Source organism: Nitratireductor sp. ZSWI3, from assembly GCF_024655565.1.
Taxonomy (GTDB): Bacteria; Pseudomonadota; Alphaproteobacteria; order Rhizobiales; family Rhizobiaceae; genus Nitratireductor.
Window position 1 is genome coordinate 94,117 of sequence record NZ_JANKOF010000005.1, and the last position, 23,361, is coordinate 117,477.

General features: G+C 65.9%; 23 protein-coding genes. 16 read left to right on the forward strand and 7 right to left on the reverse strand.

Annotated elements, in window-relative coordinates; all coding sequences use genetic code 11:
• Nucleotides 1-2 precede the first annotated feature (2 nt).
• The 4 genes from NUU27_RS03475 (at nucleotide 3) to NUU27_RS03490 (ending at nucleotide 3,765) form a co-directional block, all read left to right on the forward strand.
• The gene (locus NUU27_RS03475; RefSeq protein ID WP_257760659.1) at nucleotides 3-917 is read left to right on the forward strand and encodes a LysR family transcriptional regulator; all 915 of its coding nucleotides are present in this window, start codon (nucleotides 3-5) and stop codon (nucleotides 915-917) included.
• A 131-nt stretch (nucleotides 918-1,048) separates the two neighbouring features.
• A complete protein-coding gene (locus NUU27_RS03480; RefSeq protein WP_257760660.1) occupies nucleotides 1,049-2,494 on the forward strand; it encodes an amidohydrolase in 1,446 nt (481 codons plus the stop codon).
• A gap of 170 nt (nucleotides 2,495-2,664) precedes the next feature.
• Entirely contained in the window at nucleotides 2,665-3,048 is a 384-nt protein-coding gene (locus tag NUU27_RS03485) for a VOC family protein (protein ID WP_257760661.1), read from the forward strand.
• Nucleotides 3,049-3,108: 60 nt separating this feature from the next.
• Nucleotides 3,109-3,765, forward strand: coding sequence for a glutathione S-transferase family protein (locus NUU27_RS03490; RefSeq protein WP_257760662.1), 657 nt, complete (start codon nucleotides 3,109-3,111; stop codon nucleotides 3,763-3,765).
• A 29-nt stretch (nucleotides 3,766-3,794) separates the two neighbouring features.
• On the opposite strand, the gene NUU27_RS03495 is transcribed toward NUU27_RS03490, so the two are convergent.
• Nucleotides 3,795-5,168 carry a PLP-dependent aminotransferase family protein gene (locus NUU27_RS03495; RefSeq protein WP_257760663.1) on the reverse strand — a complete coding sequence of 458 codons (1,374 nt, stop codon included), beginning with the start codon at nucleotides 5,166-5,168 and terminating at the stop codon, nucleotides 3,795-3,797.
• 135 nt (nucleotides 5,169-5,303) lie between these two features.
• Here NUU27_RS03495 and NUU27_RS03500 point away from each other — a divergent pair, with 135 nt between their 5' ends.
• Entirely contained in the window at nucleotides 5,304-5,693 is a 390-nt protein-coding gene (locus tag NUU27_RS03500) for a DUF983 domain-containing protein (RefSeq protein ID WP_257760664.1), read from the forward strand.
• Nucleotides 5,694-5,931: 238 nt separating this feature from the next.
• Here the strand turns inward: NUU27_RS03500 and NUU27_RS03505 are convergent, their stop codons facing one another.
• Nucleotides 5,932-7,440 carry an ABC transporter substrate-binding protein gene (locus tag NUU27_RS03505; protein WP_257760665.1) on the reverse strand — a complete coding sequence of 503 codons (1,509 nt, stop codon included), beginning with the start codon at nucleotides 7,438-7,440 and terminating at the stop codon, nucleotides 5,932-5,934.
• 374 nt (nucleotides 7,441-7,814) lie between these two features.
• Here NUU27_RS03505 and NUU27_RS03510 point away from each other — a divergent pair, with 374 nt between their 5' ends.
• The 9 genes from NUU27_RS03510 to NUU27_RS03550 all read left to right on the forward strand — a co-directional run bounded on the left by NUU27_RS03510 (nucleotide 7,815) and on the right by NUU27_RS03550 (nucleotide 17,178).
• Nucleotides 7,815-8,591 carry a GntR family transcriptional regulator gene (locus NUU27_RS03510; protein WP_257760666.1) on the forward strand — a complete coding sequence of 259 codons (777 nt, stop codon included), beginning with the start codon at nucleotides 7,815-7,817 and terminating at the stop codon, nucleotides 8,589-8,591.
• Nucleotides 8,591-10,099 carry an ABC transporter substrate-binding protein gene (locus NUU27_RS03515; RefSeq protein WP_257760667.1) on the forward strand — a complete coding sequence of 503 codons (1,509 nt, stop codon included), beginning with the start codon at nucleotides 8,591-8,593 and terminating at the stop codon, nucleotides 10,097-10,099. The genes NUU27_RS03510 and NUU27_RS03515 overlap by 1 nt, the downstream gene beginning before the upstream one ends.
• Nucleotides 10,100-10,163: 64 nt before the next feature.
• Complete coding sequence (locus NUU27_RS03520) at nucleotides 10,164-11,090, forward strand: ABC transporter permease (protein ID WP_257760668.1); 927 nt, start codon at nucleotides 10,164-10,166, stop codon at nucleotides 11,088-11,090.
• A complete protein-coding gene (locus tag NUU27_RS03525) occupies nucleotides 11,087-11,953 on the forward strand; it encodes an ABC transporter permease (RefSeq protein ID WP_257760669.1) in 867 nt (288 codons plus the stop codon). Before NUU27_RS03520 ends, NUU27_RS03525 begins: the two co-directional genes overlap by 4 nt.
• A gap of 8 nt (nucleotides 11,954-11,961) precedes the next feature.
• Nucleotides 11,962-12,747: an SDR family NAD(P)-dependent oxidoreductase gene (locus tag NUU27_RS03530; protein WP_257760670.1), complete on the forward strand. Its 786-nt coding sequence runs from the start codon at nucleotides 11,962-11,964 to the stop codon at nucleotides 12,745-12,747.
• A 22-nt stretch (nucleotides 12,748-12,769) separates the two neighbouring features.
• Entirely contained in the window at nucleotides 12,770-13,681 is a 912-nt protein-coding gene (locus NUU27_RS03535; RefSeq protein WP_257760671.1) for a polysaccharide deacetylase, read from the forward strand.
• A complete protein-coding gene (locus NUU27_RS03540) occupies nucleotides 13,674-15,215 on the forward strand; it encodes a gamma-glutamyltransferase family protein (protein ID WP_257760672.1) in 1,542 nt (513 codons plus the stop codon). Before NUU27_RS03535 ends, NUU27_RS03540 begins: the two co-directional genes overlap by 8 nt.
• Nucleotides 15,212-16,186 (forward strand): ABC transporter ATP-binding protein, encoded by a 975-nt coding sequence (locus NUU27_RS03545; RefSeq protein WP_257760673.1) that lies wholly within the window; start codon nucleotides 15,212-15,214, stop codon nucleotides 16,184-16,186. Before NUU27_RS03540 ends, NUU27_RS03545 begins: the two co-directional genes overlap by 4 nt.
• Nucleotides 16,183-17,178, forward strand: coding sequence for an ABC transporter ATP-binding protein (locus NUU27_RS03550; RefSeq protein ID WP_257760674.1), 996 nt, complete (start codon nucleotides 16,183-16,185; stop codon nucleotides 17,176-17,178). Before NUU27_RS03545 ends, NUU27_RS03550 begins: the two co-directional genes overlap by 4 nt.
• Before the next feature lie 122 nt (nucleotides 17,179-17,300).
• Here NUU27_RS03550 and NUU27_RS03555 read toward each other — a convergent pair whose 3' ends face one another.
• From NUU27_RS03555 to NUU27_RS03565, 3 genes are read right to left on the reverse strand one after another with little or no spacing between them, the layout of a single operon-like run.
• Complete coding sequence (locus tag NUU27_RS03555) at nucleotides 17,301-18,215, reverse strand: U32 family peptidase (protein WP_257760675.1); 915 nt, start codon at nucleotides 18,213-18,215, stop codon at nucleotides 17,301-17,303.
• A gap of 13 nt (nucleotides 18,216-18,228) precedes the next feature.
• Nucleotides 18,229-19,224, reverse strand: a complete 996-nt coding sequence (locus NUU27_RS03560; protein WP_257760676.1) for a peptidase U32 family protein — start codon at nucleotides 19,222-19,224, stop codon at nucleotides 18,229-18,231.
• 2 nt (nucleotides 19,225-19,226) lie between these two features.
• A complete protein-coding gene (locus NUU27_RS03565) occupies nucleotides 19,227-19,775 on the reverse strand; it encodes an SCP2 domain-containing protein (protein WP_257760677.1) in 549 nt (182 codons plus the stop codon).
• 94 nt (nucleotides 19,776-19,869) lie between these two features.
• Here NUU27_RS03565 and NUU27_RS03570 point away from each other — a divergent pair, with 94 nt between their 5' ends.
• Together NUU27_RS03570 and NUU27_RS03575 are read left to right on the forward strand one after the other, a co-directional pair.
• A complete protein-coding gene (locus NUU27_RS03570; RefSeq protein ID WP_257760678.1) occupies nucleotides 19,870-21,405 on the forward strand; it encodes a UbiD family decarboxylase in 1,536 nt (511 codons plus the stop codon).
• A complete protein-coding gene (locus NUU27_RS03575) occupies nucleotides 21,402-22,034 on the forward strand; it encodes a UbiX family flavin prenyltransferase (protein WP_257760679.1) in 633 nt (210 codons plus the stop codon). The genes NUU27_RS03570 and NUU27_RS03575 overlap by 4 nt, the downstream gene beginning before the upstream one ends.
• A gap of 47 nt (nucleotides 22,035-22,081) precedes the next feature.
• On the opposite strand, the gene NUU27_RS03580 is transcribed toward NUU27_RS03575, so the two are convergent.
• Nucleotides 22,082-22,435 (reverse strand): hypothetical protein, encoded by a 354-nt coding sequence (locus tag NUU27_RS03580; RefSeq protein ID WP_257760680.1) that lies wholly within the window; start codon nucleotides 22,433-22,435, stop codon nucleotides 22,082-22,084.
• 33 nt (nucleotides 22,436-22,468) lie between these two features.
• The coding region (locus tag NUU27_RS03585) for an FAD:protein FMN transferase (RefSeq protein ID WP_257760681.1) at nucleotides 22,469-23,361 on the reverse strand (893 nt) is incomplete at its 5' end.

Sequence of the window (23,361 nt, forward strand, 5' to 3'; positions counted from 1 at the left end):
ACGTGAGGAATAACTGGCATTCCATTCGAGAGTATGAGGTATTAAGGGCGATGATTCTGTCCGGAACGACGATTTCGGCAGCAAAACGGCTTGGCATATCCCAATCCGCTGTAAGCAGGTCCCTTGCAAGCCTCGAATCAAGGCTTGGAAATTCCTTGTTTGTACGATCCGGCGGCCGGCTGATACCCACTGCGGAAGCAGTTCATCTTAACAAAAACCTGGACACGTTGTTTCAGGCCCTCGCCGGGATCGAAGGCAGGGACGAAAACGCCGACAAGGAGAAGGTTCTGCGGATCGGCGCTCCTCCAACGATGGCACACCGCTTTCTGCACTCCCGCGTCGTCGCCTTCATGCAAGCTCAACCCCAATACCGCGTCCTGTTTGAAATCTGCGATTCCGATGCCCTGCTTCTGAGGATCGCCGAAGAGCGCCTCGACATCGGCGTCTCCGACCTGTTGTCCCGGCACGCAGGTGTGAAAATGACGCCTTTCCGGCGCTCGAAGATGGTCTGTCTCCTGCCGGAAAAGTCTCCGCTGACACAGCTGGACGTCATCTCCCCCGCACAACTGAAGGACGTTCCGCTCATCGCGCCGATCAAGCGCCACAGCCTCCGCGGTCATGTGGACAGGATGTTCTCCCGCGCCGGGATCACGCCCCGGATTGCCGCCGAAGCCGCCACCGTGGTGACCATCGTCGAGCTGGTCAGGGCGGGCCTTGGCGTTGCCTTCATCAATCCCTTTCCGATCGCCCTGTCCGAGCCGGAGGGCGTCTGCTTCCGCCCCGTGGACCCGGAAATTGAATATCGCACCTGCTTCCTGACCCCGGTCGGCGCCGCCATGGGCGCTGGAACCCGGTCCTTCATGCGCTTCGTGCGGCGCGGCGGCCGGGATGACCCATGGTCGCAACCCATTACCTGAACGAGAATGCCAAACGAACCCTGCACTTCCTTTGAGAATTCTCCTGCACCGCTGCAGAAGCTCGTCGCTTTCGACACGGCCGGCAGCAGTCGACCGTTCAGGCAAAAGGCCCGTTCCAGCAAAGGTATGTCATGAAGAACTCAGAACGCATTTGGGATAATGTCGAAACGCACAAGGATGACCTGATCGGTATGAGCGACCGGGTGTGGGGCACGCCGGAACTGCTGTACGGCGAATTCGAATCCGTGGCCGAGCATACGGCAATGCTGAGGCAAAAGGGTTTTGCCGTTGAGGAGAACGTGGCCGGCATTCCGACCGCAGTCACCGGCATTGCCGGTGAAGGAGGCCCGCTGATCGCGTTCCTCGGCGAATACGACGCCCTGCCGGGACTCTCCCAGGTTGCGGGGCTTGCCGAGCCCAAAGAGCTTGAGAACGGCGGCAACGGACATGGCTGCGGCCACAACCTTCTTGGCGGCGCTGCCCTTCTGGCGGCTGTCGCGCTGAAAGACTGGCTGGAGGAAACCGGAACCCCGGGGCGGGTGATGTATGCGGGCTGCCCGGCGGAAGAAGGCGGCGGCGCCAAGAGTTTCATGGCGCGCGAGGGTGTGTTCAAGGACGTCGACATCGCCCTGACCTGGCATCCTGGCAACATGACCCATGTGGATGACATGCTGAGCCTTGCCAACACACGCATCGATTTCACCTTCACCGGTCGCCCGAGCCATGCCGCCGCTTCTCCCCATCTCGGTCGCAGTGCGCTCGATGCCGCGCAGCTCATGTGCGTCGGCGTCAACTATCTGCGCGAGCACATGCCGGATTCCGACCGCATCCACTATGCCTATCTGGATACGGGCGGCACGGCGCCGAATGTCGTCCATGGCACGACCACTGTGCGTTACGTGGTGCGCTCCCGGTCCCTCTCCGGGATGCGCAGCCTGATAGAACGTGTCAAGAAATGCGCCGAAGGCGCCGCGATCATGACCGAAACCAAGGTGGAATCGAAGGTTCTGACCGCTGTTTCCAACATGCTCGACAACCAGCCCCTCGCCAGGGCGATGCGGCAGGCCATGGACACGCTCGGCGGTGTGCCGTTTGACGATCGGGACGCCGAATTCGCCAGGCAGATCCGCGCAACGCTTTCCCCGGAGGAAATCGCGGCCGCCTACACCGCCCTCGGTCGGAATCCCGAGCCGGATGAGGTTTTGTGCGATTACATCACCGACTATGTGCCCGGCTATACGCCCATGATGGGCTCCACCGACGTGGCCGATGTATCCTGGCAGGTTCCCACCATTCAGGCGCGGGTCGCGACCCACGCTGTCGGAACCACACTCCACACCTGGCAGGCAACCGCGCAAGGCAAATCCGGCATCGCCCACAAGGGCATGGTCCACGCCGCCAAGATCCTGGCTCATACCGCAGTCAAGACCCTCACCGACCCGACGCTTGTTTCCGAGGCCAAGGCCTATCATCGGGCCCTGCTGGAAAAGGATCCCTATGTCTGCCCGATTCCGGCGGACACAATGCCGCCGCTGAAACCGCGTCCAGCCAGCAAAATGGCCCCTGCAGCAGCCTGACCCCAGGCATCGCCGAGCACGGAGACTTCAACACGGCTTGCCACGCCGGAGAAGGCAAGCATCGAGGATGCGCGTGCCGGAGATGGCCCGTCTCGATATAAATTCGACGCGCCATGTCGGAACCAAAGCGCCTCGTTCGTCCTATTGGTGTCAGCAACAGGAGAGAAACGATGAGTGCGCTTAGGACAAAGGCTTCCTCGGCCATCGTGGCGGTGAGCGATATCGAACGGGCACGGCGCTTCTACAGCGACACGCTGGGCCTCGAACTCAAGGAAGAAGGGATGGAGGGCGTGCTGGTCTACAAGACCGGGGCGACCTATCTCGTCGTCTACCCTTCCGAATTTGCCGGCACCAACAAGGCCAACGCCGTGGTGTGGGACTGCGGCGACGACATAGACGCCATCGCTGCCGATCTGCGCGCCAAGGGCGTGAAGTTCGAACACTACGAGATGGACGGCGTGACCTTCAAGGATGGCATCCACGACGCGAACGGGTTCAGGATGGTCTGGTTCAAGGATCCCGACGGCAACATCCTGCATCTGAACAGTGCGTGAGCCATGTTCCCGGTCCGCGCCGGAAAAGATCGCCGCCGCAAGCAGGAAAGATGAGAAAAGATGCCTGAACCGTTGATCATATGGACCTATGACTGGGTGCCCGGAGGACAAGGCAGCCCCCGTGGCCACGTCCGCGACATCCGATTGCGTTGGGCCTGCGAAGAGGCGGGTCTCGACTACGAAGTTCGATCCGTCAGCTTTCATAAGCGCGGTCCGGAGCATTTTTCGCGCCAGCCCTTCGGCCAGGTGCCGTTCCTCGAAGACGACGGGATTGTCATCTTCGAGAGCGGCGCCGCGCTCCTGCATCTTGCCGGCAAGAGCGAGGTGCTGATGCCGCGCGACCGTGTCGGCGCGGCCGACACCCTCCAATGGATTGTCGCCGCGCTGAATTCGATGGAGATGGTGACGGTGCCGTGGTGGTTCATCGGCCTGACGGTCGATAAGGACAATCCGCTCGAAGCCTGGCTGACCTCGCGGCTGCACCATCTCGAGACGGTGCTGTCCGCGCGGGAATGGCTGGCCGCCGGGCGTTTCACCGCTGCCGACCTCCTCATGGCGGACGTGCTGCGCGTTCCGGCGGTCCGCAGGTTCGGAACGTTTCCGGCGCTCGGCGCCTATGTCGAGCGTGTCTGCGCCCGCCCGGCCTTCAAGAAAGCGAGAGAGGACCAGATGGCGCATTTCGCCGCGGCGGACGTTGAGAGCGAGAACGCACAGTGAGCCTATAGGCCCGAAACGGCTGCCGGGTCTCAGACCAGCGCGCCTTCAGGTGCGGTGGACGAGCCCAGTATGGCGGTCAGGCTCTGCAAGGCTTCCGACAGCTTGCGCCGATCCTGCACGGCTCCCAATGCAATGCGGACCGCTTCGGGCGCATCTCCGTCGATCGCGAATTCGGCCGCGCCGCTGACGGCCAACCCGCGCCGCTGCGCCTTCTCCACGATCGCCGCGGCGCTTTGCCCTTCATCGAGCGGCATCCAGACATGAAAACCGGAGCCATGAGTGGCCACCGACGGCAGAATGCCCCCCGCCAACACCTGCCGTGCCTCGGCTTCGCGTCGAACGCCCCGGGCGATCTCTTGGGCGGTACCGTCCCTGATCCATTCGGCGGCAAGGCCGGTCATCAGTGGCGGGGCCATCAGGGTGAGGCTGCGCAGATGCCGCGCGACATTTTCCAGCGCCGCGCCATCGGGCACGGCGAGGAACGCCGTGCGCAGAAACGGCGAGATGCATTTGGCGAGCGTCGCGATGTGGATCGTGATCTCGGGTGCGAGCGCGAGAAATGACGGCACGGGTCGTGGCAGCAACGGGCTGTAGGGATCGTCCTCGATGAGGGTCAGGCCCATCCGGCGCGCCACATCAATCAGATCGCAGCGGCGGTGTTCCGGCATGACCAGCGTCGTGGGGTTGTGCAGCGTGGGATTGAGATAGACGAGCCGCGCGCCGTGCCGGCTTGCCGCCTCTTCCAGCCGGTCGGGACGCATGCCGTGCTCGTCGGCCCCGACAGCGGCGGGGCGCCTGTTCATGGCCTTTGCGAGTGCGATGAAGCCGGGATAGGTCAGCCGGTCGGCGAGCACTGTCTCGGCATCGCGCGTCGCCGTCATCATCACCGCCGCGAGCAGCGACTGCGCGCCCGCGCCGACAGCCACCCGGCCGATCGGCAGCCGTGGACCCGCCCTCTCGAGCCACAGCGATCCCGCCGCCCGTTCGACGGGGGATCCCGGCCCCGGGTGATAGGACAGGAGCGCCTCCGCGCTCGACCGCTTCAGCAGTCCATCGATCCCGCTCTTGATCAGCGCCGGCAGGTTCACGCCGGCCGGCGCCGGCGGGATGTTCATCGACAGGTCGAGGATCGGCTCCTCCGCTGCGCCGGGTGTCACGAAAGTGCCTCTTCCCGGAGCCGCGTCGATCAGGTTGCGGCGGCGGGCTTCGGTGAAGGCGCGGGTGATCGTGGTCAGATCGACGCCGAGCCGCTGCGCCAGCTCACGCTGCGGCGGCAGGCGGTCGCCTGGCTGCAGAAGGCCGTTGGCACGCGCCTCGGCCAACGCCTCGGCGATGCGCAGATAGAGCGGTCCCCCGCCCTCCCTGAGATCAGGGAGCCATTGCCTGTCCGACTGCGCGCTCATGGGACTCTCCAAATCGGAAGCCATACAATTTGTCGCATTGTATGCTTACACAAAGGATACTTATATGCAGCCTGGGTAGCAACGGTTCCGTGCTGCGGCACGGCGAAGCGCCGGCAGTTCAAAGGAGAGACGACCATGCCGAACGATAGCGCACAGTGGCCTCCACTCGAGCCCTGGCGGGTCGGCATACGCGGCAGGTGCCCGCGTTGCGGGCAGGGACGGCTGTTCAGGGGCTTCCTGGCACTCGCGCCGGACTGCGAGGTTTGCGGCCTCGACTATGCCTTTGCCGACCCGGCCGATGGTCCGGCCTTCTTCGTCATCTGCTTCGGCTGCGTGCCTTCGGTGTTCTTCGCCGTTTGGGCCGAGATCACGTATGAGCCGTCTATGTGGTTCCACGTCCTCGTGTCCCTGCCCGTCGCCCTTTTGACCTGCATACCGCTGCTGAGACCCCTGAAAGGCTGGCTCGTTGCAAGTCAGTTTCATCACAAGGCCGAGGAAGGGAAGCTGGTCAGGCAGGAAGAATAGACCTTCGCGATCCTTGCCCGACCGACCATAGATCTCAGGTCGATGCCTGCTGGCTGCCCGCGACCACGAGCAACAGATGGTGTGGCGCCGGCGGCGGCGTTGCCGGATCGCGAGCATCATCCAGGGCGGCGCGGTTATCGACCTGCTTTCCCGCCGATGTCGAGAAACCCTCCCGCAAAGCCCGTTTTCGGGAAGGCGGCAATGCCCGGCGCAGGTCAGGGTCCCGTAATGGCCCGTTCTACTCGCCGGTCCAGCGGATGCGGTTGAGAAACAGGTTCTCGTTGGCGAGCGGCGTGAACTCCACCCCATCCGCCACGCCGTAGATCACCGACGCCTGATAAAGCGGGACGACGTAGTTGTTGCGCGCAACGATCTCGCTGACCTTTTTGTAGAATCCCAGGCGCTCGTCGGCGTCGATCGTCGAGCGCGCCGCATCGAGAGCCGCATCGAGCTCCTCGTCCTTGACGTTGGCCCAGCCGCTGGACGAATGCAGGATCGGATACATGATCCCGTCGGCGTCCTGGCAGCCACAGCTCCAGCGGCTGAACGCCGATTGCGGGATGGTCTGCGGCCCGGACTGCATCTGCTGCAGCCAGTTGCCCATGTCGGTCATCTCGATTTCGGCATTGAGGCCGACATCGCTCAGCATCTGCTGGATCGCCTGGACGATGCGCTGGTCGTAGACAGGCGCGGTCAGGATCTTGAACCCGGTCTTGGCCGGGTCCCCGACCTCGGCCAGAATTTCCTTCGCCTTCTCGGGGTCGTAGCCCGGCCCCTCCATGCCCTCGACAAAGCCGAAGGCGGCCGGCGAGACGAGCTGAGACACCGGCGCCTCGTAACCGCCCAGTATTCCCTCCACGATGCCTTCCTTGTCGAGCGCGTGGGCGATCGCCAGGCGCACGCGCTCATCGTCGAGCGGTGCCTTGGTCACGTTCATGGCGAAATAGGCGACACGCTCAGTGCGCGCGGCGAGAACCTTGCCGACGCCGCCGCTCTCGACCTGCGCGGCCAGATCGCTGTCGATGTTGGTGACGATGTCGCTGGTTCCCGACTGCAGGTTGGCCACGCGCGTCGCCGCGTCGGGAACGGCCCGGAAGGACGCCTTCGCAAATGCTCCCTTCTGGCCCCAATAATCGTCGTTGCGCGCCAGGATCACCTCGACGCCGCGGTTCCAGCTTTCGAATTTATAAGGTCCCGAGCCGACCGGATTGGCGTTGAACTCGTCCTTGGAGACGGCCTCCACCACATGCTGCGGCACGATGGAGAGCTTGGTGAGCTGCGCCAGCAGAACCGGGTACGGCCCGTCGGTGGTCAGCACGACGGTCGTGTCGTCCCTGGCGACGGCATCGATGATGCCGTTGAACTGGCCGAGCTGCGGGCTGGCGAAATCCGGGTCGGTGATGCGCTTGACGCTGAACACGATGTCGTCCGCGGTCAGCTTCTCGCCGTCGTGAAAGGTGACGTCGTCGCGGATCTTGAACTGGATCTCGGTGTCCGAAAGATACGCCCACTCCATCGCGATCTGGGGCGCAAAGTCTCCCTCGTCGTCACGGGTGACGAGATTGTCGAAAATGTTGCGATAAACGTTGAAGCTGTCGGGATTCCACTGCAGATGCGGATCGAGCGAATTCGGCTCGCCGACGAAGTCGATGACGATCATGTCCTTTGCCGCCGCCGCCGCCGTGATCGGCGTCGAAAGCGGCAGCGCCGCGAAGGCGGCGGCGACGAAAAACTTTCTCAGTCCCATTGATCTGATCCTTCCCACTCTTTTCTGTTTCCCCGAGCGCTCTCTTTACGGGCGATGTCCTGGCGTCTGATAATCTCTATCTGACATCCTAGAAATTCTTCTTGTCACCTCACAATGCCGATCTTTTCACGCATGCCAGGATCGCGCAACAGGATTCGCGCCAAGCGGGAGACATGGCCACCGGCCTCGTTCCTTCATGAAAAGAGCACAAGGAAACGCTTGACTGGCAAGGCATCGGCCTGAAATATGCAGGCAACAACGTGTTCTCGCGCCCGGCGGCCCTTGACTCCCGGAAGACGAGCCCGCGCGATGCTCATGCTTGCATCGACACCTAATGGAGATGTCGATACATAAATCTGAGAGGTCAGATCAGAATGCTGGATCAAGACGCCTACGCCTCCCCCACACCGCCGCAAGGCAAGGGAGAGGCTGCGGAACGCGCGCTGCGCAACGCCATCGTGCATTGCGTCCTGGCACCGGGCGAGCGGCTTTCCGAGGTCGAGCTTGCGCGTGAATTCGACCTCGGGCGGGGCGCCGTGCGCACTGCGCTGGCGCGCCTTCAGGCAAGCGGTTTCGTCTCTTCCGCCGCGCGCAGCGGCTGGTCGGTCGCGCCGGTCTCGGCGAGCGAGATCAGGGAATTGTGCGCCGCCCGCCGCCAACTCGAGCCGCTTCTGTGCAACGTGACGCTCGGCGAGCGCGAGACGGCGCATCTGCGCAACCTGGCCGAGATGCACCTGGCGCTCACGCATCGCCAGGAGATCGGCGGCGACATACTGTCGACCGTACGGCGCTGCGAGCGCGACATTCTGGAATGCCTTTCCGGCCGGCTGGGCATGCCCATCGTAGCGGGCTGGCTGGCGGATCTGTGGGACCGCTCGGCCCGCCTGGTCAACTTCTTCGAAGCCAGCGGGCCCGTGCGGCTCATGCCGGCCGATCGCGCCCGCTTCGTCGAGGCGCTCCTCGACGGACGCAAGGCGGATGCCGGCCAGCACCTCGCCTCGGCAAACGGCGCGCTGGAGGTCTATCTGCTCGACCGCTTCCTCGAATCGGGGGCCAAGGTCGGCGCGGCGAAGTCGCGCAGAACGGCGGACAGAGACACGCCGATCCACACGCAACCAGGCAAGTCAACTCCGGGAATAAGGACAGTTTGATGATCAAGCTCAAGCATCGTTCAATCGGCTTCGCTCTCGGCCTGGCGCTCGCCTGCTCGCCGCTGGCACTCGAGAGCGCCATGGCAAAGGACCTTCTGGTCATCGACCTGGTCAACGAGCCATCGTCGCTGGATCCGCACCGCCAGTGGAACCCCGACAGCTACTATGTCTACCGCAACATCTTCGACAACCTGCTCACGCGCAACGACGCCGGCGAGATCGTGCCGCAGATCGCCACCGAGTGGCGCAACGCGTCGGACACCGAGGTCGTCTTCACCATCCGCGACGACGTGACCTTCCATAACGGCGAGAAACTGACGGCGCAAGACGTCGCGTTCAGCATCAACCGCATCATCGACCCGGACTTCGGCAGCCCGCAGCTCGGCCAGTTCAACAAGATCCTGTCGGCAGAGGCCACGGGCGACCATGAGGTCACCCTGACCACCGACGGCGCCTATCCGGTGCTGCTGGCGCAGCTCGTCAAGCTGTCGATCGTGCCGAAGCACGTGGTCGAGGCCGTCGGCAACGATGCCTTCAACGAAAGCCCGGTCGGCTCGGGACCTTACAAGTTCGGCGAATGGAAGCGCGGCGTGTCGGTGCGCCTCGACCGCAACGACGACTATTGGGGCGACAAGGGCGCCTTCCCGGTCGCCGAATTCCGCGCCGTGCCGGATGCGGCGACTCGCGTCGCCAACCTGCAGGCGGGCGAAACGGACCTCGCGGTGACCCTCGATTCCGATCTTGCCGCCCAGCTCGAGGGCTCGAGCACGGCAAAGGCGCTGTCGGTGCTGACCGAGCGCATCGGCTATATGAAGCTGAACCCGGCGCGCACGCCCTTCGACGACAAGCGCGTGCGCCAGGCGGTCGCCCAGGCGATCGACAAGGAAGGCATCGTCGAAGGCCTTCTCGGCGGTTATGACGCGCCGGTCTCGCAGATGGCGACGCCGTCGCACTTCGGCTTCGTCGAAGGCATCGAGGGCTATCCCTACGATCCGGACGCGGCGCGCAAGCTCGTCGAGGAAGCCGGCGCCACCGGCAAGACCATATCGTTTGCCACCTCGCCGGTGTTCGACCAGCGCATCGTGCAGGCGCTGGCCCAGATGATCAACGATACGGGCCTTGTTGCCGAGATCGAGCTCACCGACATGGCCACCTATCTCCAGCGGGTGCAGAGCGAGCCGGAAAACCAGCCTTATGCGGCCTTCGGGCGCTGGTCCTGCGCCTGCCAGGATGTCGACGGCGTCCTGCATTCGTTGCTTCATTCGTCGAGTTCCTGGTCGTCCCTGCGCGACCCGGCGGTCGACACGCTGCTCGACAAGGCCCGCAACACGCTCGACGAGGAAGAGCGCCTGGCAGCCTATGCCGAGGTCAGCGCCTACGTCGCCAGGGAAGTGCCGCTGGTGCCGCTCTACCAGGCGGCGATCATCTATGGCGCGGCCGAGCAGCTCGATTGGCAGCCGACGGCCAACGAGAGCATGTTCCTCAACCGCATGAGCTGGTCCGACTGACCGGCAACGACGAGGCGGCCCGCAGGGCGCGGGCCGCGCAGCAACCCGAAAGGCAGCCTCTCACGTGTCGGCCTTCTTTCTCAAACGCATCGTGCAGGCGCTGGTGGCCGTGATCGGCGTGATGACGCTGGTCTTCTTCCTCCAGCGCCTGACCGGCGATCCGGTACTGCTGCTCGTGCCGCAGAATGCCACGCAGGCCGATATCGATGCGATGCGCGTCTCGCTCGGCTTCGACCGGCCGCTGATCGTCCAGTATCTCGATTATATGGCGCAGCTGCTCCGCCTCGATTTCGGACGCTCTTATGTTCAGAACGTGCCGGTGTGGACGCTGATCTCGAGCCGCCTGCCCTACACGCTGATGCTCGCCGGCGGCGCGCTGGTCGTCGCCTTCGGCATCGGCATCCCACTCGGCGTGCTGATGGCGGTGCGCCGCGGCAAGGCGGAATCGAAGCTGATGATGGGCTTCGTGCTCGCCGGTCAGTCGATGCCCACCTTCTGGAGCGCCATCCTCATGATCATGGTGTTCGCCGTCTGGCTCGGCTGGCTGCCGCCCTCCGGCGCGCGCAGCGGCGTCAGCCTGATCATGCCGTCGATCGCGCTCGGGCTTTTATCCATGGCCACCTTTGCCCGCGTCGCCCGCACGGCGGTGCTCGACGAACTGGAGAAGGAATATGTTCGCACGGGCCACGCCAAGGGATTGCCGATGACGCGCATCGTCATGCGCCACCTGCTGCGCAACGCGGCGATCCCGGTGGTCACCGTCGCTGCGCTCGAAATCGCCAACCTGCTCGCCGGCGCCGTCATTGTGGAAACCGTCTTCGCCTGGCCGGGACTGGGCCAGTTGACGGTGCAGGCGATCAACGCGCGCGACTTCATGGTGGTCCAGGGCGTCGTGCTGCTCGGCGCGATCACCGCCATCACGCTGAACCTGATCGCCGACCTGCTCTACAGCCTGATCGATCCCCGCATCCGCCTGGAGGCGAACGCATGAGCGGCACCGCTGCCACGCCGGCACGCGCAGCGGCGGGACGCCGCCCCCTTCCCTGGGCGGTCGCCCCCTTTGCCGCGATCCTCGCCGCGCTGGTGTTGATGGCGCTGCTCGCCCCGCTTGTCGCGCCGATGGATCCCAACACCCAGAACCTGCTTGCCCGTCTCAAGGCGCCCGGTCATGAGGCGCGCGGCCTCATCTATCTCCTGGGATCCGACGAGCTCGGCCGCGACGTGCTGAGCCGCGTCATCTATGGCGCGCGCATCTCACTCCTCGTGGCCTTCGCCTCGGTGATCCTGTCGGGCGTCTTCGGCAGCATCCTGGGCATGGTCGCGGCCTTCCGGCGGGGCTGGGTCGAGACGATCATCATGCGCCTCGTCGACATCGTGCTCTCTGTGCCGGCGATCCTGCTTGCCATCATCACCGTCGCGATCCTGGGGCCAAGCCTCTACAACGTCGTCATCGTTCTCGCACTGACCCGCTGGCCCCGCTATGCGCGCGTGGCCTACGGCCAGACGCTGTCGGTTGCCAACATGCCCTATGTGCGCCTGTCGCGCTTCATGGGCGCCGGCTGGTTTCGCCTGTTGTCACGCCACGTGCTGCCGAACATCGCCGGGGCGTTGATCGTCGTCGCCACGCTGGAATTCGGCCTGATGGTGCTCTTCGAGGCCGGGCTGTCCTTCCTCGGGCTGGGCGTCCAGCCGCCGACGGCGAGCTGGGGCGCGATGCTGTCGACGGGCCGTAACTACATCGCCAATGCCTGGTGGATCGCCACCTTCCCCGGCCTTGCGCTGTTCCTCCTCGTTCTTTCCATCAACATCATCGGTGATCACATTCGCGATCGCCTCGATCCGCGCTCTCGTTAGGAAACGCCATGGACTTTGCAGACGAATTCAACGGCAGGAAGGTCATCGTCACCGGCGCATGCGGCATCATCGGCGGCTGGATCGCCGACGGGTTCCGCGCCGCCGGCGCCACGCTCTGCCTGACGGACCGCGACCAAGACAAGCTCGACCGCAAACTGGCCGCATGGGACGGCGCGCATTTCGCGGTCGCCGCCGACCTTCTCGACGCAAACTCTATGGAAGCATTTGCAAGAACCGTCGCCGAGCGCTGGGAGGCTCCGGACATCCTCATCAACAATGCCGGCATCTATCCCTCGGGCTTCCTGCTCGACATCGACCTTGCCGAATGGGATGCCGTGTTCGACGTCAATCTGCGCGCGCCCTTCTACCTCTCCAAGCTGTTTGCGCGGCAGATGATCGAAGCCGGCACGGGCGGCTCCATCGTCAACGTCTCGTCCGGCGCTTCACGCAAGATGCGCACCACGGTCGTTCCCTACTGCACGTCCAAGACGGCGCTCGACCGGCTCACCAAGGGCTTCGCGCTGGAACTGGCCGAATACGGCATCCGCGTCAACGCGCTCGAGCCGGGCTTCATGGCCGGCAGCGAGGTCAGCCCCCTCTCCCGCGAGCATGTCGATGCGGCGATCGGCTCGATCCCGCTCGGCCGCCCGTCCTCGCCCAAGGACGTGACAAGCGCCGCCCTGTACCTGTGTTCGGACGCCGGCGCCTACGTGACCGGCGCGACGCTGACCGTCGACGGCGGCAACTCGATCGGCACCAAGGCCGTGTTCCAGGCAAAGAAGAAGGCGCTCTGAACGCGGCGCGAAAGAGGACCCGATGACCGACAGATTGATCGTCAAGTCGCCCTGGCCGGCTTATGAATGGCCGCAAGGCAAGCAATCGGCCGCCCTGCTCTCGGTGGATGTCGACGCCCATTCGCCCTTCCTGTGGTCGCTGCGCGATGCGGTGCCTGAGAGGCTCGCGGGCATGGAGATGCGCAATTTCGGCCCGCGCACGGGCCTCTACCGGCTGCTCGACCTGTTTGCGCGCTACGGCTTCAAGGGCAGCTTCTACGTGCCGGGTTTCGTCGCCGAGACCAATCCGGAGATCCTGCCGGCGATTGTCGAAGGCGGCCATGAGGTCGGCCTGCACGGCTATTTCCATGAGATCGTCGCCGATGTCACCGACGCGGAGTTCACCGGCGCGCTGGAAGCCAGCCACGCCCTGTTCGTCGAACAGACGGGCAAGGCGCCGGTCGGCTTCCGCTCGCCGGCCTGGGAGCTGACGCCGCACATGCTGCGCGAGGTGAAGCGGCTCGGCCTTGCCTATGATTCCTCGCTTTCGGGCTTCGACCATCCTTACGAGATCGACGGCGTCGTCGAGCTGCCGGTCCAGTGGGCCGTGGACGACGCGATCTTCTTCAAGTTCGAGGGCGGCGGCCGCGACAAATGGACGATGCAGCCGGGAGGCCCGGTGCTCGCAGACTGGATGCGCGAGTGGCGTGCCCAGCACCGTTTCGGCGGACTGTTCACGCTGACGGTGCACGACTGGATCTCCGGCCGCGCCCAGCGCATCGCACTGCTGGAAGAGCTGTTCGAGGCGATCAAGGCAGAGGAGAGCGTCTGGGTTGCCACGGCGGCGGAGATCGCCGCGCACCACACCGGTTCGGCCAACAGCGGCCGCTTCGCGGTCGAGGGGCACATTCCCGATCCGATCGGGCCGCGCAGATTCGGACAAGCCCATGGGTGAGCACTGGATGGTCCGCAAAGGCGCGGTGCGCAGCGAGAGCGGGCTGGTCGCCTGCCAGAATTGGCTCGCGGCCGAGGCGGGCGCTGCCGTTCTGGCGCGCGGCGGCAATGCCATGGACGCGGCGATCACCACCGCGATCACGCTGAGCGTGGTCGAGCCCTGGCTCTCCGGCATCGGCGGCGGCGGCTTCCTCTTGCGGGCCGATGGCCGGACCGGCCATGTCGACGCGCTGGACTTCAACGTCAATTCGTCGCGAAACATCGACCCGTCCGATTACCCTTTGGTTGCCGGACGCGACGGCGACTGGTTCGACTGGCCCTCGGTCAAGGACGATCGTAACCTGATCGGCTACACCTCGATCTGCGTGCCCGGAGCGATCGCCGGCTTCGCCGAAGCCCTCGAAAGATTCGGCACGATCAGCTTTGCCGATGCGCTCCAGCCGGCGATCGAGCATGCCAGGAGCGGACTCGCCGTGGACTGGTTCACCGCACTGTGCCTGGCAATCGATGCTGAGGGGCTGAGCCGCTTTCCGGCTTCCGCAGCTCTGTTCCTGCCGGAAGGCCGCGCCCCGCGCGTGCCGGAGACCGGCACGGTGCGCACCTTGCCGATGCCGCGCAAGGCGAAGATGCTCGAACGGCTGCAGCTCGCCGGCTGGCGCGATTTCTACGAGGGCGAAGTGGCGGCGGGCATCATCGCCGATCTTCGTGCCGGCGGCTCGGTGATCGACGCTGAGGAACTGCGCGGCTACGGGCCGGCATGGTGCACGCCGCTGCAAGCGGGATTCGCCGGCATGGCGGTGCATGCGATGCCCGGCCTCTCGGGCGGCCCGACCCTGATCGAGGCGCTGCGCGAACTGGCAACCGCCCTGCCCGCAGACGACGCGCTGTCCGGACGCACGGCGCTGGCCTTCGCGCGCGCCATCCGCCGCGCGTCGGAGCACCGGCTGCGCAGCCTCGGCCATGCCAGTGGCGACAGTTGCACGACCCATGTCAGCGTCGTCGACCGGGACGGCACCATGGTCTCGCTGACCAACACGCTGCTGTCGCGCTTCGGCTCCAAGGTGGCGCTGCCGGCGACCGACATGCTGATGAACAACGGCATGATGTGGTTCGACCCGCGCCCCGGCCAACCCAACTCGATCGCGCCGGGCGTGCGCCCGCTGGCCAACATGTGCCCGCTCATCGCGACCGCCGGCGGAAAACCGCGCCTTGCTCTCGGCGCTGCCGGCGGACGACAGATCATGCCAGCGGTGACACAGATCCTGTCCTATGTGGCAAGATACGGCATGTCGCTCGAAGACGCCTTCCACGCGCCTCGCATCGACGCCAGCGCAGTCAAGCTGCGTGTCAACCGCAAGGCGCGCACCGAGGTCGCGCCGCAGCTCGGCAAGGAGTTTCCCGTCGAGATCATCGAGGACACGCTCTATCCGGTGAACTTCGCGGTGCCGTCCGCAGTGATCCGCGAGAACGGCGAGAATTGCGGCATGACGCATCCCAACCACCCGTGGGCATCGGTGGGAGTGGAGCGGCCATGACGAAGACCGTGTTGAAGGTCGACGACCTCAAGGTTTCGATCGGCGGCGACCCGGTCGTCGACGGGGTCGGCTTCGAGGTTGCAGAGGGCGAGATCCTCTCCCTGGTCGGCGAATCCGGTTGCGGAAAATCGATGACGGCGTTTTCGATCATGGGGCTGCTGCCCAGGGCCGCGACGATGACGGGCGGGCGCGTCCTGCTCGGCCAGACCGACCTGCACGCGCTTTCGCAGACAGAACGCCGCAAGCTGCGCGGCGACGAGCTGGCGATGATCTTCCAGGAGCCCGTCGCCTCGCTCAACCCGCTCATGACCATCGGCCGCCAGATCGCCGAAAGCCTGGTCGTCCATCGGAAGACCGGGGGACGGGACCCGCGCAGGGCGGCGATAGCCATGCTCGAAGAGGTCGGCATCCCCGAACCGGAAATCCGCTGCGACCAGTATCCGTTCGAACTGTCGGGCGGCATGTGCCAGCGCGCCATGATCGCGATGGCGCTGATCTGCCGGCCGCGGCTGCTGATCGCCGACGAGCCGACCACCGCGCTCGATGTGACGATCCAGGCGCAGATACTGGAGCTGATGAAGCGGCTGCGCGCGGAAACCGGCACGGCGATCCTGCTCATCACGCACGACATGGGTGTGGTCGCCGACATGGCCGACAGGGTCGCCGTCATGTATGCCGGCCGCGTCATCGAAGAGGCGCCGGTGGAGGCGATCTTCGCCCGCCAGGAGCATCCCTACACGCGGCTACTCCTCTCGACCATCCCGCGCCTCGACGGCAAGCCGAAGGCCACCCTGCCCAGCATCGAAGGCGTGGTGCCCGATATCGGCGACTGGCCCGCCGGCTGCCGCTTCAATCCCCGCTGCCCGCTTGCCGATGCGCCATGCATCGAGACCCAACCGCCGCTGGCCGCTCGCAGGGATGTCGGCCTTGCGGCCTGCTGGCACAGCGACCGCGTGGAGGCGATGCTGTGAGTGCCCCGCTTCTTTCCGTCAGGGACCTGAAGGTTCATTTCCCGATCCGCGGCGGGCCGCTCGGCAAGCCGGTGGGCTGGGTCAAGGCGGTCGACGGCGTCGACCTCGACATCGCCCGCGGCGAAAGCCTTGCGCTGGTGGGTGAATCCGGCTGCGGCAAGTCCACGCTGGGTGCGGCCATCCTCGGCATGCAGAAGCCGACCGGCGGCACGGTGAGCTTCGACGGCAAGGAGATCGTCCATGGCGACGCCGGCGCGCGCCGGAGCCTCTCGCGCGACATGCAGATCGTCTTCCAGGATCCGGTCTCGGCGCTCAATCCGAAGCTGACGATCGGCGAGAGCATCGCCGAGCCGCTGGCCATCCACGGCGTGGGCAGTGCACGGGAGCGGCGCGAGCGGGTGACTGAGCTGCTCAGCCTCGTCGGGCTGCATCCGCAGCACGCCAAAAGAAAGCCGAACGCGTTTTCGGGCGGCCAACGCCAGCGCATCGTCATCGCCCGAGCGCTTGCGCTCAACCCGGAACTGCTGATCCTGGACGAGCCGGTGTCGGCGCTCGACGTGTCGATCCGTTCGCAGATCCTGAACCTGCTTCTCGATCTGCAAAAGCGGCTGGGTCTGTCTTATCTGTTCATCAGCCACGACCTTTCGGTGGTGCGCCATTTCGCCGATCGCGTCGCGGTGATGTATCTCGGCCATCTGGTGGAAACCGGCCGCACGGAAGACGTCTTCGCCAGGCCGGTTCATCCCTACACCGAGGCGCTTCTGTCGGCCGTGCCGCTGCCCGATCCCGCCGCGCAACGCAGCCGTCAGCGCATCGTGCTGAAGGGCGATCTTCCGAGCCCCGCCAATCCGCCGGCCGGCTGCAAGTTCGTCACCCGCTGCCCGCTGGCCGAGCCCGTCTGCCGCGAAAGCCACCCGCCGCTGGTGCCGGTCGGCGAAGGCTGGCGCGCCGCCTGCCACGTCCGCGCGCCGGCTGCCGCACCCTCCGGGTGAATGCCCCGCCGGTCCTCTTCCGCAGCCTCGATGCCTCGCCGCCTGACTTGGTGACTGCTTCACCGCGATCGCTTTAAAAAATCAGAGCGGGATGCGGGCGGAAAACCGCTTCACGCTTTTCCTCATCCCGCTCTGGAAAACGCGGCACCGCAGGTCCCGTTCAGGTAGCCGTTCGAAAACCGCGCCTGGGGCAGCAATCCGGCGAGCCGCTCCGATGCGGCCGCGCAGTCGAGCGCGCCGTCGACGGCCTGGCGGACGAGCCGCGCCACGGCGACCATGTCGCCGCTATGCGGCGACATACGGAAGGATCTCACACCCGCCTGCATCAGCGCCTCGAGATCGCCGATCAGGTTGCAATGCGTGTGGGAGAGCGTCTGCACGCCGTTGATGGCCAGGAATTCCTCCCCGTCGAGCGTGTCCACCTCCAGCCCGTCCGGATCCTTGCCGCAGACGAATTGGCAATTGTCCTTGGCAAGCCCGTGCACACGCGCGTGATAGCAGCGTCCGGAAATGGCGAGCGGCACGCGGCCGAACACCCACGCTTCCGGCTCGACCCCTTCCTGCGCTGCCGCCTGAGAGAGACTTGCGAGGGAGGAGAACGGCAGTTCCGGCGGCAAACAGATGCGGCCGGCGCCCCGCTGCGCGAGATAGGCGAGCGTGCCCTCGTTGTAGACGTTCACCAGCGGGCCCACGGTGAAGCGGCGGCCGGGGCTCAGATGCGACAGCATCGTGAGGTCGTTGACCTCCACCTCCAGATCTCCGTTTGCCGCCAGATCCCCGCACATCAGCCGCTCGCGCTTGAGCGTGACGAGTGCCAGCGACGAGAGGATGACCTGCTTGCCGGCCCGATGAAGCCGCTCGATCGCGTCGGGAATGCGGTCGATATAGAGGGGCAGCCGTTTCGAGCAGACCACTTCACCCAGACAGACGCGGTCGACCTCCGCCTCGTCCGCGATGCGGGCATAGAAATCGCTCCACCGGTCCGCCGGCCAATTGAACAGGAGGGGGCCGAGTGTGATGCCGGGGCTGCTCGTCATGGGTTCCTGTTCCTCATCGCCAGGTCTTACGGTATGCACCGGCGGTCGTTGTCTGGCCTTCGCTCAAACGCTGCAGCGTGCCGGCAGGGATGGGCAGGCCCGATGCATGCGCGTCGACCGCGCGGCGAAAGCTGGTCACGACGTCGCGGATATAGGATCGGCTCCGCTGGCGGCCCTCGATCTTGAACGCGCTCACGCCGGCTGCCAGAAGCTGCGGTATGAGCGTCGCCGCATCGAGGCTCACCGGATCTTCGAAGACATGACCGCGATACGCGCCGGCGGTAAAGCAGCCCTTGCAGAGCGTCGGATAGGGCGCGGGGTGGTGCTTCGGAACGCGGTCCATGGTGAATTCGCCCAGCCGGGAGACGAGCTCGCCGCCCTCCTCGCGATAATGCACATGGCTCGCCGGAGAACACACGCCATTCATGTTGGGCGATTTGCCGGTTGCGTAGGAGGACAGCGAGCAGCGCCCCTCCGCCATCACGCACAGGCCGCCGAAGACGAAGACCTCCGTCTCGCAGGAGATTTCCCTGTTGATCGCCGCGATCTCGCTCACCGTCAGAACGCGCGGCAGAACCACGCGCTTCACGCCGAAGGCTTCGCTGTAGAAGCGGATCGCATCGGCGTTCGCGGCAGCCGCCTGCACGGAGAGATGGCGCCTCAGCTCCGGGTGCCGTGTCGCGGCATAGTCGAGAAGCCCGATATCGGCGAGGATCACCGCGTCGGCGCCGAGTGCGGCGGCGGTGTCGACGGCCCCATGCCATGTCCCGGCTGCCCCCGCCCGGGAGAAGGTGTTGATGGCGACCAGCACACGGGCGCCCCTTGCATGCGCGTAGCCGATGCCCGCCGCAAGCTCCTCGGGGGTGAAATTCAGGCCGGGGAAATTGCGCGCGTTGGTCTCGTCCTGAAAGCCGCAATAGATGCTGTCCGCCCCCGCATCGACAGCCGCGCGCAGGGCGGCGGGCGTGCCTGCCGGGCAGACGAGTTCGGGCGTTTTGCGATTCGGCATGATCAGCTCCCGTCCCGGCGCGTGAGCGCCAACCCCGTCAGTCGCGAGGCGAGCGGCGTCAGACGCCTTGCAAGGCTCTCCATACGGTCGCCGGCCGGCCCGAGGACGGCCGCCGCTTCGGCCAAGAGATCGAGCTCGGCATCGTCCAGCGCATTGCGCAGCGCCAGCACGGCTTCGGTATCTCCCTCGATCACGATGTCGCGGGAGAAGAAGAGCGCATCGCCGTCCACCTCGCCATGAACCATCGCGAGCAGGGCCCCCAAAGGCCCCGCGATGCGGGCATCCCACGCTCCTTGATCCCGGCGACGCAGCGGTTCGATCGTCGGTCCGTCGCTGCGGGGCGAGAGACGGAAGACGAAGGGAACGTCTGTCGGATCGATGAGGAAGGCCTTGCCCCCATGGGCTCCAAGCCGCGCGAAGAGCTGCGGTCGGCGGCGGGCGACGCTTTCCGCCAGCCGCTGCAGCACGAGGCCGAGCAGCGGGAGGGGCAGAGGGGTCAGAAAGAGCCGGAGCATCACCGGCACGGCGGGAAAGGCGGGGGCATCACTCATGGGCTGTAGGATGCGCGAAGAAAAACGTCCGTCTTTGCGCTGGCGCAAAGACGGAGGCGATGAACGCACGCATCTCCCTTCTGAGGAGAAAACCGTGCCCATTCGCGACCTGCCGCCTTTCCGCAATCTGCGCGACTTCCTCGCCCACCTTTCGGCGCAGCAAGACGTGGCCCGCGTTGCGCCACCCGTCTCGCTGGTTCACGAGATGACGGAGATTCATCGCCGTGTGCTTGCCGGCGGCGGGCCGGTCCTGCACTTCGACCATGCAACGGATGCCGCAGGGCGCGCCGCAACCATGCCGGTGGTGGTCAACCTGTTCGGCACCACGCGGCGCGTAGCGGCCGGCTTGGGCGTCTATCCCGAGCGGCTTTGCGCCCTGGGAGAGGCGTTGGCCGCTTTGCGCGGGCCGCAGCCGGTGACCGGGATCGGCGATGCCGTCGGCCGGCTGCCGCTGCTGCGGGCCGCGTTGCGAACGCGTACCCACCGGATATCGCAGCCGCCCGTGCAGTCCGAGATTCGTCTGCGCGGCGATGTCGATCTCTCGCGGCTGCCGATCCAGACCTGCTGGCCGGGCGAGCCCGCTCCGCTCATCACCTGGCCGCTCGTCGTGACGCGCCCGCCCGGCTCTCAGCCGTCCGACATCGCCACCCTGAACGTAGGCGTCTATCGCATGCAGGTGCTCGGGCGCGACCGCCTGATTGCGCGCTGGCTTGCCCATCGTGGCGGTGCCGCGCATCACCGCGCCTGGGCGGCGCAAGGCAAGGAGATGCCGGTGGCGGTCGCCATCGGCGCCGATCCGGCGACCATGCTCGCATCGGTCCTGCCGCTCCCCGAAACGCTCTCTGAGATGAGCTTTGCGGGCCTCATCCGCGGCGAGCGGCCACGTGTCGCGCCGGCCGTCACTGTGCCGCTGATGGTGCCGGCCGATGCCGAGATCGTCATCGAAGGCTGGGTGTCTCCCACCGAAACGGCGCCGGAAGGTCCCTATGGCGACCACACCGGCTACTACAATCAGGTGGAGGAGTTTCCGGTGATGCGGGTAAGCGCCATCACGATGCGCCCCGACCCTCTTTATGTCTCCACCTTCACCGGCCGGCCACCGGACGAGCCTTCCGTCATAGGCGAAGCACTGAACGCGCTCGCACTCCCCCTGATCCGCCAGCAGATGCCGGAGATCTGCGATCTCCATCTTCCGCCGGCCGCCTGCTCACACCGGCTGGCGGTGGTCGCCATTCGCAAGCGTTATCCCGGCCAGGCGCGGCGGGTGATGGCCGGGCTCTGGGGCATGCTGCCTCAGTTCAGCTACACCAAGGGCATCGTCGTGGTGGATGACGACATCGACATCCGCAGCGGAGCCGACGTCCTCTGGGCAGTCTCGACAAGGGCCGACCCGTCGCGTGACCTCATGCTGCTGGAGCGCACGCCCATCGATTACCTCGATTTCGCCTCGCCCGAGCCGGGTCTTGGCGGCAAGCTCGGCATCGATGCCACCAACAAGATCGGCGCGGAGACACATCGCGAATGGGGCCGTCCCCTCGCCATGTCGGCAGACGTTTCGGCGCGGGTCGACGCGCTGTGGCCCCGTCTCGATGCCGCCTTACGCGGTTTCCAAAAAGGAGAAGAGCAATGAACGCACGCGTCGTCGTCGGCATCAGCGGGGCCTCGGGATCGGCCATCGGCGTTCGCATCGTGCAGCTTTTGGCCGAGCTCGGCGCCAGCGTCGATCTCGTCATCTCCTCGGCGGCAGAACAGACCATCGTGGAGGAGCTGGGCCACCAGGCGCTCGCTGCCATGAACGAGCTGCCGGCACGCCGCTACAGCCCGTTCAACATGGGGGCGTCCATCGCTTCCGGTTCCAGCCGGACATCGGGGATGATCGTTGCCCCGTGCTCGATGCGCACCCTTTCCGCCATCGCCCACTCGCTGTCGGACAACCTTCTGGTGAGGGCCGCCGATGTTCACCTGAAGGAGCGTCGTCCGCTCATTCTCATCGCGCGCGAAACCCCGCTTCATCTTGGCCATCTGCGGGCCATGACGGCGGTGACGGAGATGGGGGCGATCGTCATGCCGCCGGTGCCCGCCTTCTATCTGAAGCCGGTCGGCATCGGCGAGATCATCGATCAGATCGCCCGCCGGGCCGTCGATGCGCTGCACATCGCGCCGGCAACCGCGCGCGCCTGGGATGGCGGCCTCGGCGCTGAAAAAGAGAAGGCACGTGCACCGGCGAGCCGTCCGCGACAGACCGTGACGGTGAAATAGGTCTCCCTTGAGACACTCGGGGAGGTCGACTGTCTCTCCGCTCCACGTCAGCCCTTGCGGGGCGCAGCAAGGTCCCGCAATTCGCGCAGGTCCATGGCGGCGGCGACGGCCTCCGCCGCAATCTCCTGGAAAAGAAGCGCCATCTCGTCGAAGACGGTGTGGTCGCTTTCCTGCTCGGTGATCTGATCGAGCTCCGCAAGGGCGGCAAGCTGCGCCGCGATCCAGTCGCGCTGGCGGCGCGCGTTCCTCAGGCTGCGCCGCAGCGCCTGGCGCCGCTCGAGCGCCGTGAAGCGGTCGAGCGCGTCGTCGAGCCTCGTTCTGCATCGGCAGTCGAGATCGGCAGAAGCAAGAAGGCGGCGCAGCCGGACGGCGAGGTCCGGAGGGTTGCTGGCAGGCGGCATGCTGCACCTCCTTCCGTCTGCAACAACGAGGGATCAGGCGGAGCGAAGTTCGAGAACTCCGCCACCGGCATCGATCAGGTGGACCTCCACCCCGTCCAGCCCGTTCACCACATCCCGGATCTCCTCCGGGGCCATGAGGCTGAAGGCGGTGGAGAGCGCGTCGGCTTCGAGCGCCCGCGGCGCCACCACGGTGACGCTTGCATAGCGGCGGGCGGAAAGGCCGCTGCGCGGATCGATCAGATGGTTGAACCTTCCCGTCTCCTCGAACCGGAAGCCTGTCGGGCTCGAGGTGGCAACCGCACGATCCCTGATCTCCAGCACCTTCGCCACCGCTCCGGTCCGGAAGGGGTCTTCGATGCCGACCCGCCACAGGCTGCCGTCGGCCGCCGCACCCAGGGCGCGGCATTCGCCGAGATCGGCAAGGCATGAATGAAGGCCCGCCGCCCGCATCATGTCGACCACCCGGTCCGTGATGTAGCCCTGCGCGATGCCGTTCAGGGTGATGCCCATGCCGGGCCCTGCGAAGACGACGCGGTTGCGGTCCGCCAGGACGCCGTCGAAGCCGACCTTGCGCAAAGCGGCGGCGATCTGCTCCTTGAGCACCATCTCATCGCGGTCGCCGGCGGCGAAGTGCTGCCGATAGGCCATCCACAGCGGCTGCACCGTGGGGTCGAAGGCGCCGCCGGTCTCCCGCCAGTGGTGCCGCGACGCCTCGATAAGCGCCGTCAGGTCCATGGAGGGCGTGTGCAGCACGCCGTCCCGGTTGAGGACCGAGATCTCCGAAGTCGCCAGATAGAGGCTGAAGATCCGTTCAAGCCGCCGGACCTCGGCCTCGACGCGTTCGATCAGACGGCGGGCAAGCGCTTCGTCGGGATGGTTGATCGTCAGGCGTGCCGCCGCGCCGAGCGCCCTGCCCCGCCACTCGA